This is a genomic window from Mariniflexile sp. HNIBRBA6329 (assembly GCF_043558645.1).
Taxonomy (GTDB): Bacteria; Bacteroidota; Bacteroidia; order Flavobacteriales; family Flavobacteriaceae; genus Mariniflexile.
In genome coordinates this window covers 132,640-148,647 of sequence record NZ_JBIFXS010000004.1, presented here as the reverse complement: position 1 = coordinate 148,647, position 16,008 = coordinate 132,640, and the positions used below count along the sequence as shown (strand labels likewise).

The following is a 16,008-nucleotide window of genomic DNA, read 5'->3' as shown; positions in this document are numbered from 1 at the left end:
GAAACTTAAAATATGAAACATATAATTTTAGCATGTTTTTTAACCGTATTATTCAGTTGCCAAAACAATGCACAAGCAAACAAAAACCAAGAAGCGGTTATAAACGCCAAACCTATTGAAGTCCCCATAAAGAACGGTAAAGCCAAAGCTTATTTTGCCAGTGGCTGTTTTTGGTGCGTTGAAGCTATTTATGAAAGCGTTAAAGGTGTTGATGAAGTTATTAGCGGTTATTCTGGTGGACATACCAAAAACCCAACATACGATGCTAGCAACACTGGCAGAACAGGACATGCCGAAGCGGTGGAAGTTATTTACGACCCAAAAGTTGTGAGTTTTGAAACGCTGGTAGATGTTTATTTCGGTTCGCAAGACCCAACGCAAGTAAACGGACAAGGCAATGACCGAGGTTCGCAATACCGTTCCATTATTTTTTATCAAAATGAAGCGCAAAAGCAAATCATCCTTAAAAAGAAAGAAGCCCTTGCCAAAAAATTAAATGCTAAAATTGCTGCCGAAGTATATCCATTCCAAAAGTTTTGGGTGGCCGAAGATTATCATCAAAACTACGAACGTCTTCACCCAAACAACAGCTATATTCAAAATGTATCTGTTCCAAGGTTAAACCGGTTTAAAGCTAAATTTCCTGAATTAATAAAAGATAAACATTAAGTTGATTACTTGTTTTATATCTTTACTAAAATCTTAATCATGAAGAAACCAATCATTCTACTTTTCATTTTCATTGTTATTGCTTGTAAACAAAAGCAAGAAACCAAAGTTGCTCAAAAAGAACTTTCAATTGCCGAAAAAATAGCAAATGCTCATGGCTTTGAAAACTGGAAACATGTTTCTGAAATAGCTTTTAATTTCAACGAAAAAAGAAGTTGGACATGGCATCCTAAAACCAATGATATTACTTTAATCACTGAAAACGACACCATAAATTATAATAGAAAATCTGTTGATAGCATTTCAGAAAAAACAGACAAGGCATTTATAAATGACAAGTTTTGGCTATTAATTCCGTTCCAACTAGTTTGGGATAAAGGTACTAGCATTTCTGCTCCTGTTAAAGCTGAAGCGCCCATAAGTAAAATGGAAATAAATAAAATTACATTAACCTATCCTAATGAAGGAGGTTACACCCCTGGTGATGCTTATGATATATATTATAATGATAATTACATAATTAAAGAATGGGCTTTTAGAAGAGGCAACAAACCCGAAGCAGGACTTGTAAATACCTTTGAAAACCATCAAGATTTTAACGGTATAAAAATTGCGTTAGATCATAAAAAAACAGAAGGCGATTGGAATCTTAAGTTTACCAATGTAAAAGTTACTTTGGATTAATTTTAGAAATTTTCATACTTTAAACATCCAAAATTATCACTAAAGACGTATATAATATAAACAATGAATATTCCGCGTTATGCGTCTCTATATATTCAAAGCGCTTCCACTAATAGTTGAAGCGCTTTTTTTTTAACCCATAAATTGTTCTTTGGTATGTGTTCCGTCACAATAAGGTTTATTGCTTGAAGCACCGCATCTACAAAATGCCGTTGTTTTATTCTTAATTTCTTTTCTACCATCTTTATGGGTTACATGCAGCGTTCCATAAACCAATAAGGGACCGTTTTCCAATACCTCAACCTTGGTTTCTAACACTTCAGCTGTTTTGTCTTTTTCATTATTCATATAAAAGCTCAAAGCACCCGATGGACATTTCTTTACAGTTTCTATAATAGCATCTGTTTTTGCGGCATCAATTTTTATCCAAGGCCGTTCCATAGGCTGAAACACTTGTGGCAAACCTTTGGCACAAATAGCCGAATGAATGCATTTTTCAGCTTCCCAAACTATAGTAGTTTCTCCGTTTGTATATTCTTTTATCTTGCCCATAGCTAAATTATTTTACTAAATATACAAAATTCACAGCTAAAAATTAAGTCTTAATAGTAACTTCATTCCTAAGTTTAGAATTCTTATTTTTGTTGGAAACCGAAAAAACAATCGCCTTGCTCAACTATAAATTAGGTCTCGATTTTGCTTTAGAGCAAGATAAAAAAGACACTTTATCATCCTACCGAAATCAATTTCATATACCAAAAGATAAAGATGGTAACGATTGTATTTATATGACTGGAAATTCACTCGGGCTCCAACCAAAACAAACCAAGGCCTATGTAAATCAAGAACTGGAAGATTGGGCTAATTTGGGTGTTGAAGGGCATTTTGATGCAAAAAACCCGTGGTTGAGCTACCATGAATCTTTAGGGGAACACATGGCAAAAGTGGTTGGCGCAAAACCTATTGAAGTGGTTGTGATGAATACCTTAACGGCCAATCTACATTTTTTAATGGTATCGTTTTACCAACCAACCAAAACACGCTATAAAATTTTAATGGAGGCCGATGCGTTTCCTTCAGATAAATATGCTGTAGAATCGCAATTGCGCCATCATAGTTTTGACGAAAAAGAAAGCTTAATTCTTTGGAGCCCTCGAAAAGGCGAAGAACTTGCCAATTACGACGATTTAGAAGCTATTTTAGAAACCCAAGGCAACGAAATAGCATTGGTTATGATTGGTGCCGTAAACTATTATACAGGGCAGTATTTCGATTTAAAACGAATCACACAATTAGCACATAAACACGGATGCATGGTGGGGTTTGATTGTGCCCATGGTGCCGGAAACGTTGCTTTAAATTTACACGATTCTGATGCCGATTTTGCTGCATGGTGTACCTACAAATATCTAAACTCTGGCCCAGGTAGTATTGCAGGTTGCTTTGTACACGAGCGCCATGCCTACAACAAAAACCTCAACCGATTTACAGGTTGGTGGAGCCATAATAAAGAAACCCGTTTTAAAATGCGTGATGACTTCGACCAGCTTGCAGGCGCCGAAGGTTGGCAATTAAGCAATCCACCCATTTTATCAATGGCGGCCATAAAAGCATCTTTGGCTATTTTTAATGAAGTTGGCATGGATACATTGATTGAAAAATCAAAAAAACTAACAGGCTATTTAGAGTTTCTTTTGAAAGATTTAGGTGAAGACACCATCAAAATCATCACCCCTAGCAATCCTGAAGAACGCGGTTGCCAACTTTCAATAGCAGTAAAAAACGCCGATAAATCATTGCATAATAAATTAACCAAAGCAGGTGTTATTACCGATTGGCGCGAACCCAATGTTATTCGTTGTGCCCCTGTGCCCTTATACAATTCGTTTCAAGATGTGTATTATTTGGTAGAACGGTTGAAAAGCATTTTAAATGAATAAACAACAAAACATACTTATTATTGGCGCGGGACTTTGTGGTTCACTCCTAGCCCTACGCATGGGACAACGTGGTTACAACGTATCTGTTTACGAAAAACGCCCCGATTTACGCCAAGTAAATTTAGATTCTGGTCGTTCCATAAATTTGGCATTTTCAAATAGAGGCAATAAAGCCATGAAATTGGTGGGCATTGAAGATAAAGTAAAAGCTTTATGCATTCCTATGAATGGTAGAATGCTTCACGATATAGAGGGCAATACCGTTTTCGCACCTTATAGCGGTCGTGAACATGAGCATATCAATTCCATTTCACGCGGGGCATTAAACGCTTTACTTTTAGATGAAGCCGAAAAACATCAAAACGTTTCTATTTATTTCAACAAAAAATGCAAGTCGGTCAACTTTGAAAAAACCACAGCACTTTTTCAAGATTATGAAACCAAAAACGAATTCATAGAAGATGCCGATGTTATTATAGCTACCGATGGTGCTGGCTCCATCATGCGCCAAAGCTATTATTTAGTCAAAAAATTCTTATTCAGTTTTTCGCAAGATTATTTAACGCATGGTTATAAAGAACTAAGTATTTTACCTACCGAAAATGGCGATTACAAAACCTACAAAAACGCTTTACATATTTGGGGAAGGGATTCATTTATGCTCATTGCACTCCCAAATTTAGATGGCAGTTTTACAGTCACCCTTTTTTTAAGTTATGTTGATGGTGAATATAACTTCAACAACCTAACTACCAAAGAACGTGTTGTTGAATTCTTTTGTAAATATTTTAAAGATGCTTTGGAATTGATGCCGAATGTGGTAGACGATTTTTTAAAAAACCCCACTTCACCACTTGGCACTGTAAAATGTTCGCCTTGGCATTACAAAGGAAACACGCTTTTAATGGGTGATGCCGCTCATGCCATTGTACCGTTTTACGGACAGGGCATGAATGCGTCTTTTGAAGATGTGGTGGAATTTGATAAAGTTTTAGATACTTATAAAGGCGATTGGGAAACCGTTTTTAAAGCCTACGAAGCATCACGAAAAAAAGATACCGATGCCATTGCAGATTTAGCTATTGATAATTTTCATGAAATGAAAGGTCATGTAAACAACGCTATTTTTCGGGAAAAACGTAATTTGGAAATGGCTTTGGAAAAACAATTTCCAAATGATTATTCATCAAAATATTCCTTAGTAACTTTTAATGAAGATATTGGATACAGAGAAGCCATGTTACGAGGTAGGGCTCAAGACAAAGCGATTTTAAACATGCTTAACGATGGTACTTTAATTGTAAAAGACGATTTAAAAACCATCCTAGAAAAAGTAAAAAAACAAACTGAAGCTATTCTTGAAGATGATAGAATTGCTGGGTTGAAATAAAGTTATGAAACTATTTGCTAAATGTTCAAAATGTAAACATGAAATAAGCTTCAGTTCTAACCATAAAACTAGAGTTGAATTTGCCATGTATGAAGGAAAAACAAAAACTTTAATTTGTGATAATTGCGGTATTAAAAATAGTTTTAAGGTAAATGACATTTTTGCAAAAGAATCTAAACTTGCATTTATTATTGCAGGAATAGTATTTTTAATTGGCTCTCCACTTTTAATATATTACCTCCCTATTTTCATTCTTAAATATGGTGGTTTATATACAAGTCTAGGGGTTGGTGGTCTTTTGCTAATTCCTGGTTTTATATATTCCAACATTTTAAAAGAGGATAGAATAAGAGTAAACACTTTTAATAGAGGATGGATGTAAGATTAATTAACATATTATGAACTTAAACCTAAAAAACAAAAACGCCTTGGTGTGCGGAAGTACCCAAGGCATTGGAAAAGCAACCGCTATAGCCTTGGCTAACGAAGGTGTAAACGTTACTTTGGTTGCCCGAAACCGAGATAAACTAAAACAGGTTTTAGCTGAATTACCAAAAAGCGAAAACCACCATTTCATTGCAGCCGATTTTACAAACCCAAAAGATTTACGGGAAAAAATAATCAAGTTTATAGATAAAAACCATGGATTCCATATTCTTGTAAATAATACAGGTGGCCCAAGAAGTGGCGATGTAATAAACGCTAGTTTAGATGAATTTGACAATGCGTTTACCATGCACTTAAAATGCAACCACGTATTAGCACAAGCAACCATTCCGTTTATGAAAGAAGCTGGTTTTGGCAGAATTATTAATGTGATTTCTACATCGGTAAAAGAACCTATTCCGGGCCTTGGTGTAAGCAACACCATTAGAGGTGCCGTTGGTAACTGGAGTAAAACCTTATCGGTGGAATTGGGTGCTTTTGGTATTACCGTAAACAACGTGTTGCCTGGTTTTACCGATACCGAACGTTTGGCTGAAATTATTAAGATTAAAGCAAACCATGAAGGCACAACAATTGAAGAAATGACCGAAATAATGAAAAACTACAGTCCTGCAAAACGTTTTGCTCAACCAGAAGAAACCGCCAACGTTATTACATTTTTGGCTAGTGAAGCCGCTAGTTATGTAAACGGAATTAACGTCCCTGTTGATGGTGGACGCACAAAAAGTTTGTAACTTTATACTAATTCTGCGTGAGGGATTGTATCGACATCCTTTTTTGCCATTAAAAACAAAAAAGATATAGCGAAAAGCCCGACCCCATAGGGGCACGCCCTAAAAATTACATTTATGAGCAAATTAGTTTCGCCTTTAAATTTTAAAGCTTGGATTGAAGAAAACCGGCATCTTTTAAAACCGCCTGTTGGCAATAAAGTGGTTTGGGAAGATGGTGAATTTATTGTGATGGTAGTTGGCGGACCCAATAACAGAAAGGATTACCATTATAACGAAACGCCCGAGTTTTTCTATCAGATTGAAGGCAATATGATACTGAAAATTATGGATGGAAATACGCCAAAGGACATCCATATTAACGAAGGTGATATTTATTTGTTGTCCGCAAAAGTACCACATTCGCCACAACGTGTTTCCAATACCGTTGGTTTGGTTATTGAGTATCCGCGCTCAAAAAAGATGAAAGATGCTTTGGAATGGTACTGCGAAAAATGTAACAATTTACTGTATAGAAAGAAGTTTAAATTAGTGAATATTGAAACCGATATGCCTAAAATTTTCGATAAATTTTATGGCGATGAAGAAAAACGTACCTGCACAAAATGCACGTATGTCATGGATCCGCCTAAGAAAATTTAAATATGTTTTTATGACACGTAAACTTCGTATTAACGGGCATTCGCATTTGCTTCCTTATCCAGAGGAAATACCCGACTATATGCGAGAAAAAGGGATTTTTTGGGTTGATAAAGACCGAAAGTTCATGCTTCAAAAAGATTGGAGCAGACCTGTAACCGATTCTAGCTTTTTTTTACATGAAAAACTGGAATGGATGGCACGTTACAATATAGACCATGCGGTGGTTTTAAACCTATCGCAACTTTATGGCAATGGGCTACGCGTGGAAGAAATGAAACAGGCTTTACGTTTTCAGAATGATTTTAATGCACGTATTCAACATGATAACCCCAGTAAATTTACCTGTGGTTTTGTGGTGCATCCGGGTTTTGTAAAAGGTGCCTGTTGGGAAATTGAGCGCTGTGTTGAAACCCACGGTATGCAATTACTTTGTTTACCAACACATTACATGGACACCATTGGAACATGGCGTTGTATTTTTGATGAAGAAAACGAGCCTATTTTTGAATTGGCTGACAAGTATAATTTAGCAGTTGAAATCCACCCCTATGATGGTGAAAAATTTATAAAATTAGAAAATACCTCGTGGCGCTTTCATTTAATTTGGATGTTGGCACAGTGTGCTGATGCTTACCATTTTTTAACTTTGAATGGTTACCAAGAAAAGTACCCCAACATGCGAACTTGTTTTGCACATGGCGGACAATTGGCACAAATAAATTTGGGCAGACGCATACAAGGGTTTGATGGCAGACCCGATTTATTTGAAGGCAAACACCACCCCAGAAAAGCGGTTGGACATAAAAATATTTTCTTTGATACGCTGGTACACGATACGGGTGGACTACAATTATTAATTAAAAACCATGGTTCTAAACAAGTGTTGATGGGATTAGATGACCCTTATCCTTTAGGTGAAATGGAAAGCACCAAACAATCGTCATATCCGGGAAAAATATTAGATTTGGCCATGGAACAAAAGCTTATTACCGAAGTAGAACGTGATGCTATTTGGCAAGACAACGTGATAAAATGGCTTTGTGGCGATCATGAAACGGCAAAACAAAAGTTGATTAATAGAATTTTGAATTAAAAATAGGTCTCGACTGCGCTCGACCTGACAAAAAACATGCACTTTTTACCCGAAGAATTAGACGATTATGTAGTAGCTCATTCTGAAGCAGAACCAGAATTGTTGCAACAACTTACCCGTGAAACTTACCAAAAAATACTGCAACCTATTATGCTTAGTGGTCCGTACCAAGGGCGCGTATTGAGCATGATTTCCAAACTAAAACAGCCTAAAACCATTTTGGAATTAGGCACTTTTACAGGATACGCTACCTTGTGTTTAGCCGAAGGTTTGCAAAAAGATGGAGAAATACATACCATTGATATTAATGAAGAATTGGAAGATTTTCAACGGAAATATTTTGACAGATCGGAATACGGGCATCAAATTTTTCAGCATTTGGGCGATGCTTTAGACATTATTCCAAAGCTGGATAAAACCTTCGATTTAATTTTTATTGATGCTGATAAGCCTAACTATGTTAATTATTTCCATTTAATTATTGACAAACTAAACCCTGGCGGCATTATCTTATCTGATAACGTTTTATGGCACGGTAAAGTGGTAGAACCTTTAGATCCTAAAGATGCTTCAACCAAAGCGGTTTTAGATTACAACACACTTTTAAAAGAAGACCCTAGAATTGAAACGGTTTTATTACCTATTAGAGATGGGTTAACTATTAGCAGGAAACTATAGTTTAATAAATTTAATTTTTGAAATGCTTTTTGTTTGCTGATGGTTTGCTTTAGGGATTACTCATGCGTTCTGTTTTAAATTAATAAAATCGTGAATGCTTCGCATTTGAATTGAAAAGCCCACAGCGAGGTACGAGCCATGACTTGTAACGTAAAGCCTGACCCTTAGGTAACACCAATATTTACATGTTTCGTTTTACGGAGCCTGTAAAATCGCCTAAATCGTCCTTTACACTATCCAATTCTTTTTGTACATCGGAAACAATACTAGTATCAATGCCATTTTTATCAGCACTTTTAGTTATTTCGTGCTTAATATCGTTGGTAGCATCTTTAAGTGTACGCATGCCTTTGCCTAAATTTCGCGCTATTTCTGGTACCTTATCGGCACCAAAAACCATGACAACAATAAATAGTATGAAGGCTATTTCTGCACCACTGATGAATAAAAATGTAGCTTGTAGTATCACAGTACAAATATAGGAAGTTGTTTGTTCACTTTTAAAATTAGGGCGTTAAAAAAAACAAAAAAGCCAACTAAATAAGTTGGCTTTCCTTTAATATGCTATTTTTTTGTTTTTGCTTTAAACTTATCAAAATCAGTTGTCACCTCTTTTTGTGGCCAATAATTGTTGGTAATATCTATATCGGCAGTTTCTAAATTTGGATCGATTTCGATAGCAGTTATTTCCTTTTCTGATGCAATAGCTTTTGTTACTTCGTTATCGTTTAACCTCCAAATTTCAGCAGGATAGGTTTCCATTTTTGAAGTACCATCGGCATATGTGTACTTAACCAGTATTGGCATTACAAGTCCACCTGGTTTATGGAACGTAATATTATAAAAGTATTTTGGTGTTTTTATATTTTTACGTTCGACTTCGGTAAAATTATCCATTAAATATTCTTTAAGGGGTTTTGAATTATCTAAAAGACTTCCTTTTTTAAGTTCTTCTTTAAATTCATCACTTCCTTCTTCAACCATAAAAACTAAAGGCACTAGGTTTTTTATAGAACGGTTATTTTTCTCTAAATAGTCTTTTATGTATTGGTTAGGTTCTGATGACACATAGTATTTTTTAACTTCTTTAATGCCTATATCAACCCAATCTGTGGTATAAAACCAACCTCTCCAAAACCAGTCCAAATCTACCGCCGAGGCATCTTCCATAGTTCTAAAAAAGTCTTCGGGAGTTGGGTGTTTGAACATCCAACGTTGTGAATATTCTTTAAATGCATAATCGAACAACTCGCGTCCCATAACGGTTTCTCTTAGGATATTTAATGCGGTGGCAGGTTTTCCATATGCATTATTTCCAAATTCGCGGTAATAATTAAGGTTCGAACCTTTAACCATAATAGGATTTATAAAATCTTGATCCCCTCCCATATATGGTACAATCAAACGTGCAGGACCACGATCAAAAGGGAAGGTTTCATCTCCTGGAGATAACGCTTCTGGATATTTCTCTCCAAATTCCTGTTGCGTAACATATTCCAAAAAAGTATTTAAACCTTCGTCCATCCAAGTCCATTGGCGTTCATCGCTATTTACAATCATAGGGAAAAAGTTATGCCCCACTTCGTGAATAATAACTCCCATCATACCATACTTTACGCGGTCGCTATAGGTACCATCTTCGTTTGGACGCCCGTAATTCCAGCAAATCATAGGGTATTCCATACCTTGGTTTTTGGCATGAACGGAAATAGCTTTATGGTATGGGTAATCAAAAGTCATTCTAGAATATGATTGTAATGTATGTGCTACTACTTTAGTAGACCAATCTCCCCAAAGCGGATTCCCTTCTTTTGGATACATGGAAGCTGCCATAATATCTTTACCTCCCACTTTAACCGCCATCATATCCCAAATAAACTTTCTTGAAGTGGCAAAGGCAAAATCGCGAACATTTTCGGCTTTTAACTTCCAAGTTTTAGTTTTGTCTGAAAAACCTTTTTCAGCAGCTTCAGCTTCAGATTGTGTTACAATCAAAACGGGTTTATCGTATGTTTTCTTAGCTAATTCATAACGATCCATCATGGTTTTTGTAAACACTTCTTTTCTGTTTAGCAATTCACCCGTACCATCTAAAATATGATCTGCTGGCACTGTAATATTCACTTCGTAATTACCAAAAGGAAGTGCAAACTCATCGCGTCCCCAAAATTGAGAATTTTGCCAACCTTCAACATCATTATACACTGCCATTCTTGGGAAGAATTGTGCTATTACATAGGCTCTGTTGCCATCTTTTTCAAAAAATTCGTAACCAGAACGATCTCTTAATGGAACATGATTATTTATATTATACCACCATTTTATTGAAAACGAAAACTTTTCTCCTGTCTTTAATGCTTTTGGCAATTCTACACGCATCATAGTACTATTAATGGTGTATTTAAGTGCAGTACCACCAGTATCTTTTACTTCTTCTATATTAAAACCCCCATCAAAAGGGTCTGTTAAATGGTCTTTTACAAAATCTTCAGGTCTTTTAACTTGGGAAATTTCACTCTCCTCAATTAAAGGTCTTTTAGAATCCTTAGCACGCATATTTTGATCTAATTGCACCCATAAATATTTTAAATCGTCTGGTGAATTATTAGAATACGTAATGGTTTCAAAACCTGAAAGTTTTTTGTTTTTATCATCTAAAACAATATCCATTTTATAATCGGCCTGTTGTTGGTAATAAGCTGGCCCTGGAGCTCCTGAGGCAGATCGATACATATTAGGTGTAGAAAACAGATCGTACAACTGCCTAAATTTATTGGTGTTGGTATGTCCTGGTTTGCGCTCTTTATTCTCTTGATTTTGTGAAAATAAGGTTGTCGATACAAAGAGTATTGACAAAAAATAGTACTTAAATTTTATCATTATGAATTTTATGCTTTAAAAAAATAACAGCTTTTTACAATAATAATTATTTTATTATTGTAAAAAACCAAAAATCACAAAGAATAATAAAATAATTAACTTTTATTTAGTTGAATTTTAACAAAACACTTCTGTTTTGTGGAATAAGAATGATACTTTTTTGCTTAGAATTAATCTTTGTTTTAATGATGTTTTGTTGGTCACTAAACAAATCGAATAACACTTCATTACTGATTTCGAAAGATTCAATTTTTTTTACACCCTCAATTTCTAAGTAACATTTCACCAAGTCAACATCATATTCTTTTCCTATGAAAGAGAAAGCAGTTTCTTTATTATTAATTTTTATTTTAATTTTCTCATTTAAGTAGCGTTCTATATATAAATCTGCGGCAGGCAACTCATCGTTTCCTGCTAAGGTTATGGATTCATCATAACGTTCTCGCAATAATTTTTCTAAATCGTCAATAAAAATTCTGGTTGTAATTTGAACTGATTGTTTGTTTTGCAAATAATCTATTTGAGTAACACTTATATAATATTTATGAATGGCGGTGAATGCGAAAAGCGGAATTACCAACAGTATTAATAGACATTTCATGTGGATTAATCTAAGTAGTTATTTTGGCTAAAGTAGTTATTTTACGGTAGTTGTTTTTAAAAAAGCATCTTAAAATCAAGGTTTACTTGTTTTCAAGTTCTCCATATACTGCTTGTACTTATGCCTTAAAAAAATTAATATTTTAAAATCGGTTTCATTTTTGCAGTACTTAATAAAGTTTTCATCATCGGCACAAAAATAAAAAAAGTCCATTTTAAGATCTTCTTCCATAGGATTGGAAGCAAAAAAATCTTTAGCTAATCGCCCTATTATACTTTGCATTAACTCTTCTTTTCCTTCTAGTTCAACTCTGTTTTTTAACATTTTCGTTCTTCCTGAAATTCCATTTAAAATTGGATTTAATGGAACTGAGCCCCCCAATAAGCCCAACAACATTTTAGGCTTAAATTCACCCGCTTCACTTAAACGTCGTTCACTTTGTGTTGCGGGTTTTCCTGTATAACCTGGTATGCCAACATCGTAAAAATTAATGGGCGCATTGCCTTCAATATTGTTTATATCTGAAAACAAATTTCCTGTAAGCACCTTACCAACAACAACTTCATCCAACTCATTAATTAATTCATCTAAAGTAATTTTAATAGCTTTAAATAATATCATGTTTTTATCTACAACCACGGTTTTTGGTTGATGCTGTATAGACGAAAATGTTAATGTATCATTTAAACTTACCGGAATTTTAAATTCGCCTTTGTTGTTTGTTACAGCAAAAACTTGAGCCGTTTTATTTATAACATGAATATTTTCCACTTCAATTTTACTATCTACTTTTCCTGAAATTTCAACGGACTGAGAAAAAACAGCTTGACACAAAAAAAGAACAATAATACTATTGAATTTGGCTAGTGACATGTTTTTGGTTTGGCGCTCTAAAGAACGTTTACAAACTCTTAAATAAAATAAAAAACCGATTTAAACTTTTGTTAAAGTATTTTTGTATGCGGAAAAAGCATAAGTGCTATTTGTTGCTGTCTTTATTTAAAAACTGCAAACTTTTTTCATGGAGCAGTTGTAAAAACTCCATTTCCTTTCCATAATTAAGCAAAGAAAAATCGAAATCCTCACTTTCAACGTACCTTACAAACTCTTCAACACGATGTTCGGGAATACCAAAATTATTGGTTAAAAATTCGGAACCAAAATAATATTTAACGGACTCTGCTGGAACTTCCGGAATTCCCAATTCTTTTTTGTTTTTTACACCAGACCTGAATAATGGCAACAAAATCTGGTCTACAACATTAACAATATTAAGTCCGTTAACCATTTTTTGGGTTTGAGTATTCATGCCAATATTAGTAACTTGAGACTTATTATCCGGTTTAAAACCATAATCATCGCTATTTTCTATACCAAAATACAAGGCATCTAATTTCAGGTTAAGGGGTTTGGTCGTTTCTATATCTACTTTTAAGTTTCCCGATAGTTTACTTGAAGTCACAATAATTTCATCTAGTTTATTAATCTGCTCAATTAAAAATATTTTCATTCTTTTCGATTTTATAATCGCTTCACTAACTTGAAAATTAATATTTTGAAATTGTAATGCACGCACCTCAATAAAATCATTTAAACCTACCGATAAAACAAACTCACCATTATCATCGGTTATAGCAACAATGTTTGCTGTTTTGTTAAAAATGGTTATATCAGAAATATCATTACTTTCAACAATTATCTTGCCTTCAACTTCAACGCGTTTTAAATTTTGTGTTATCGCTTGTAAACTAACCAAAAGAGTAAATAAGAATATAATTTTTTTCATGATATTTTTACTTTAAAAATAACCCATAAAAACCAATTTTAATAACAATATGGCTATAATCTTTTATTAAAACACCTAATTGGTTAATTTTACTCAATAAACTATTATTAATGAAAAACATCCTTATTGCCAGTACATCAACCATTCATGGAAGTGGATATTTAGAATATATGTTGCCCGAATTAACCATATTTTTTAAAAACGCCAACAACATTTTATTCATTCCTTATGCAAGACCCAGTGGCATATCGTATGATGAATATACAAAAAAAGCAACTGAAGCCTTCTCAAAAATCAACAAAACAACAAAAGGCATTCATGAATTTGAAAACCCTATTGAAGCCATAAAAAACGCCGAAGCCATATTTGTTGGCGGTGGCAATACCTTTGTATTAACCTATCAACTTTATAAAAACAATCTTGTAGAAACCTTACAAACCACCATAAAAAACGGCACACCTTATTTAGGAACTAGTGCAGGTAGCAATATTTGTGGCCTCACCATAAAAACCACCAACGATATGCCCATTGTGTACCCACCAAGTTTCAACGCGTTGGCTTTCGTTCCGTTTAATATCAATCCGCATTATTTAGACCCCGACACCAATAGCACCCACATGGGAGAAACCCGAGAAACCCGAATAAAAGAATTCCATAACTTCAACACACCTCCAGTTGTAGGCTTGCGAGAAGGCAGCTGGTTACAAGTACATGATAACTCCATCGTTTTAAAAGGAACATTGACTGCTCGTGTTTTTGAATATAATAAAGTCCCTTATGAAATTAAAACTGGCACAGAGCTAAACCATTTAAAATAAAAAAGCCCCATATTTCTATGAAGCTTTTTAGAGCGAGAGACCGGGTTCGAACCGGCGACATTCAGCTTGGAAGGCTGACGCTCTACCAACTGAGCTACTCTCGCATTTCCGGCGCAAATATATAAAAATGGTTTCTTACTCCGCAAGAAAAAAATCATAACTTTTTTAAAAAATGATAACCTAAAATTTTAAAGTCTTCATTGTAATAAAACTTGTGCGATGCATAATTGGTTGCATAGGTGTTTAATTCAGCTGTTTTGCAACCCTTTAGCTCCGCATAATTGTAAATCCATTCAAAAAACCTTTTACCTAAACCTTTGCCTCTAAAATCTTCATATATGTATACATGGTCCAATTCTACACTCTTACCTGTATAATGCCTTGTACAAAACCAAAGTCCGCAAATACCAATTAATTTTTTATCGTTATAAATACCTGCACATTCATAATTTTGATTTACTATTTCAGAAAATCGCTCTTTTAAAACATCTAATGGCACTTTATAATCGTTTAGTTTTTCTACTAAAGGTAGTATTGTATTGATTTCTTCTTTTTCAATAATTCTAAATATAAAAGACATTCTTGTTTTTTTAGTGAAGATAATTAATTTCAAAATGTTCAACTTATCAAAAAGTAAATTTGTTTAAGTTTGAATTTCATTTTGAATCTATAAAATTTTGAATCACACAATAAAACACATATCTGCTACTGAAGCCCATGCAGTTAGACACCCAGTTTTAAGAGCTGGGAAACCTATAGAATCTTGCATTTTTGATGGGGATGACCTTAACACAACCTTTCATTTAGGTGCTTTCATTGAAAATAAATTAGTAGCGGTATGTTCATTTTTTAAATGCAAGCATCCTTTATTACCCGAGGAATTTCAATATCAACTTAGAGGAATGGCCGTTTTAAACGAATACCAAAATCTTGGTTTAGGCCAATTAATTTTAAACCATGGTGAGGTCTTGTTAAGAACTCAGAACATTCAAATTATTTGGTGCAATGCCCGAGAAAAAGCTATAGGTTTTTATAAAAAAATGGATTATACAATTATTGGTGATGCTTTTAACATAGAACACATAGGCCTGCATTACGTTATGTATAAAACTTTATAAATAAAAAACCCTGAAATTCAGGGTTTTTAAAAGTGACTAACTCAAAATAATTATATGTAGGATTTAATTATTTTTTTGACAATGCTTCTTCTATTATGGCATATGCATCTGTAGCACCGTGTAATTTTGCGTAATCCGCCGCTGTTTTTTTCTTATCAGATTTAGCTTTTAAATCGGCACCTTTTTCAATTAAAAGCTGCAAAATTTCAGTTCTGTTGTACTTAGCAGCATACATAACTGGGGTCATGCCATTGGATTTTTGATTCACATCTTCGCCCAACGACAAAAGTTTTTTTACTGTTTCTATATCGCCTTTTGCAATAGAAACACAAAATGAATTTACTTTGAAAACGGTTTCTACGTTGTGATTTTCAACGTTAAAATTAGATGATTTTGCATTAACGGTTCCCAATGAGAAACATAACGCGATTGCGGAAAAAATGATTGTTTTTTTCATGATGAATGATTTTGTTTTGATTAATGATATACTAAAGAGACGACAAAAAATCCAATCTGTTACACTAAAATATT

General features: G+C 34.3%; 19 protein-coding genes and 1 tRNA gene. 11 read left to right on the top strand and 9 right to left on the bottom strand.

Annotated features, from left to right (window positions below):
• The first annotated feature begins 12 nt into the window (after positions 1-12).
• A complete protein-coding gene (gene msrA / locus ACGK9U_RS07325) occupies positions 13-669 on the top strand; it encodes a peptide-methionine (S)-S-oxide reductase MsrA (protein ID WP_394465713.1) in 657 nt (218 codons plus the stop codon).
• 39 nt (positions 670-708) lie between these two features.
• Positions 709-1,353, top strand: coding sequence for a hypothetical protein (locus ACGK9U_RS07320; RefSeq protein ID WP_394465712.1), 645 nt, complete (start codon positions 709-711; stop codon positions 1,351-1,353).
• Between the two features lie 132 nt (positions 1,354-1,485).
• Here ACGK9U_RS07320 and ACGK9U_RS07315 read toward each other — a convergent pair whose 3' ends face one another.
• A complete protein-coding gene (locus ACGK9U_RS07315; RefSeq protein WP_394465711.1) occupies positions 1,486-1,905 on the bottom strand; it encodes a (4Fe-4S)-binding protein in 420 nt (139 codons plus the stop codon).
• Positions 1,906-2,021: 116 nt separating this feature from the next.
• Here ACGK9U_RS07315 and kynU point away from each other — a divergent pair, with 116 nt between their 5' ends.
• The 7 genes from kynU (at position 2,022) to ACGK9U_RS07280 (ending at position 8,274) form a co-directional block, all read left to right on the top strand.
• Positions 2,022-3,293 (top strand): kynureninase, encoded by a 1,272-nt coding sequence (kynU, locus tag ACGK9U_RS07310; RefSeq protein ID WP_394465710.1) that lies wholly within the window; start codon positions 2,022-2,024, stop codon positions 3,291-3,293.
• Positions 3,286-4,683 (top strand): FAD-dependent oxidoreductase, encoded by a 1,398-nt coding sequence (locus ACGK9U_RS07305; protein ID WP_394465709.1) that lies wholly within the window; start codon positions 3,286-3,288, stop codon positions 4,681-4,683. The genes kynU and ACGK9U_RS07305 overlap by 8 nt, the downstream gene beginning before the upstream one ends.
• A 4-nt stretch (positions 4,684-4,687) precedes the next feature.
• Positions 4,688-5,065 carry a hypothetical protein gene (locus ACGK9U_RS07300; RefSeq protein ID WP_394465708.1) on the top strand — a complete coding sequence of 126 codons (378 nt, stop codon included), beginning with the start codon at positions 4,688-4,690 and terminating at the stop codon, positions 5,063-5,065.
• A 16-nt stretch (positions 5,066-5,081) separates the two neighbouring features.
• Positions 5,082-5,864, top strand: coding sequence for an SDR family oxidoreductase (locus ACGK9U_RS07295; protein ID WP_394465707.1), 783 nt, complete (start codon positions 5,082-5,084; stop codon positions 5,862-5,864).
• 114 nt (positions 5,865-5,978) lie between these two features.
• Positions 5,979-6,503 (top strand): 3-hydroxyanthranilate 3,4-dioxygenase, encoded by a 525-nt coding sequence (locus ACGK9U_RS07290; RefSeq protein WP_394465706.1) that lies wholly within the window; start codon positions 5,979-5,981, stop codon positions 6,501-6,503.
• Positions 6,504-6,513: 10 nt separating this feature from the next.
• Entirely contained in the window at positions 6,514-7,596 is a 1,083-nt protein-coding gene (locus ACGK9U_RS07285) for an amidohydrolase family protein (protein ID WP_394465705.1), read from the top strand.
• Between the two features lie 36 nt (positions 7,597-7,632).
• The gene (locus tag ACGK9U_RS07280; protein WP_394465704.1) at positions 7,633-8,274 is read left to right on the top strand and encodes an O-methyltransferase; all 642 of its coding nucleotides are present in this window, start codon (positions 7,633-7,635) and stop codon (positions 8,272-8,274) included.
• A 181-nt stretch (positions 8,275-8,455) separates the two neighbouring features.
• Here the strand turns inward: ACGK9U_RS07280 and ACGK9U_RS07275 are convergent, their stop codons facing one another.
• The 5 genes from ACGK9U_RS07275 to ACGK9U_RS07255 form a co-directional block, all read right to left on the bottom strand.
• Positions 8,456-8,743: a twin-arginine translocase TatA/TatE family subunit gene (locus tag ACGK9U_RS07275; protein WP_394465703.1), complete on the bottom strand. Its 288-nt coding sequence runs from the start codon at positions 8,741-8,743 to the stop codon at positions 8,456-8,458.
• 95 nt (positions 8,744-8,838) lie between these two features.
• Positions 8,839-11,154, bottom strand: coding sequence for a M1 family metallopeptidase (locus tag ACGK9U_RS07270; RefSeq protein WP_394465702.1), 2,316 nt, complete (start codon positions 11,152-11,154; stop codon positions 8,839-8,841).
• 106 nt (positions 11,155-11,260) lie between these two features.
• Positions 11,261-11,755, bottom strand: a complete 495-nt coding sequence (locus ACGK9U_RS07265; protein WP_394465701.1) for a DUF6702 family protein — start codon at positions 11,753-11,755, stop codon at positions 11,261-11,263.
• 75 nt (positions 11,756-11,830) lie between these two features.
• Positions 11,831-12,628: a hypothetical protein gene (locus ACGK9U_RS07260; protein ID WP_394465700.1), complete on the bottom strand. Its 798-nt coding sequence runs from the start codon at positions 12,626-12,628 to the stop codon at positions 11,831-11,833.
• A 106-nt stretch (positions 12,629-12,734) separates the two neighbouring features.
• Entirely contained in the window at positions 12,735-13,541 is an 807-nt protein-coding gene (locus tag ACGK9U_RS07255) for a hypothetical protein (RefSeq protein WP_394465699.1), read from the bottom strand.
• 110 nt (positions 13,542-13,651) lie between these two features.
• Between ACGK9U_RS07255 and pepE the strand changes: the two genes are divergently transcribed.
• A complete protein-coding gene (pepE, locus tag ACGK9U_RS07250; RefSeq protein ID WP_394465698.1) occupies positions 13,652-14,359 on the top strand; it encodes a dipeptidase PepE in 708 nt (235 codons plus the stop codon).
• A 31-nt stretch (positions 14,360-14,390) separates the two neighbouring features.
• On the opposite strand, the gene ACGK9U_RS07245 is transcribed toward pepE, so the two are convergent.
• Both ACGK9U_RS07245 and ACGK9U_RS07240 read right to left on the bottom strand, forming a co-directional pair.
• Positions 14,391-14,463 (bottom strand) — tRNA-Gly (locus tag ACGK9U_RS07245).
• Positions 14,464-14,513: 50 nt separating this feature from the next.
• Positions 14,514-14,939: a GNAT family N-acetyltransferase gene (locus ACGK9U_RS07240; RefSeq protein WP_394465697.1), complete on the bottom strand. Its 426-nt coding sequence runs from the start codon at positions 14,937-14,939 to the stop codon at positions 14,514-14,516.
• 97 nt (positions 14,940-15,036) lie between these two features.
• Here ACGK9U_RS07240 and ACGK9U_RS07235 point away from each other — a divergent pair, with 97 nt between their 5' ends.
• Positions 15,037-15,477, top strand: a complete 441-nt coding sequence (locus tag ACGK9U_RS07235) for a GNAT family N-acetyltransferase (protein WP_394465696.1) — start codon at positions 15,037-15,039, stop codon at positions 15,475-15,477.
• Positions 15,478-15,544: 67 nt separating this feature from the next.
• Here ACGK9U_RS07235 and ACGK9U_RS07230 read toward each other — a convergent pair whose 3' ends face one another.
• Positions 15,545-15,934, bottom strand: a complete 390-nt coding sequence (locus ACGK9U_RS07230; protein WP_394465695.1) for an ankyrin repeat domain-containing protein — start codon at positions 15,932-15,934, stop codon at positions 15,545-15,547.
• Positions 15,935-16,008: the final 74 nt, after the last annotated feature.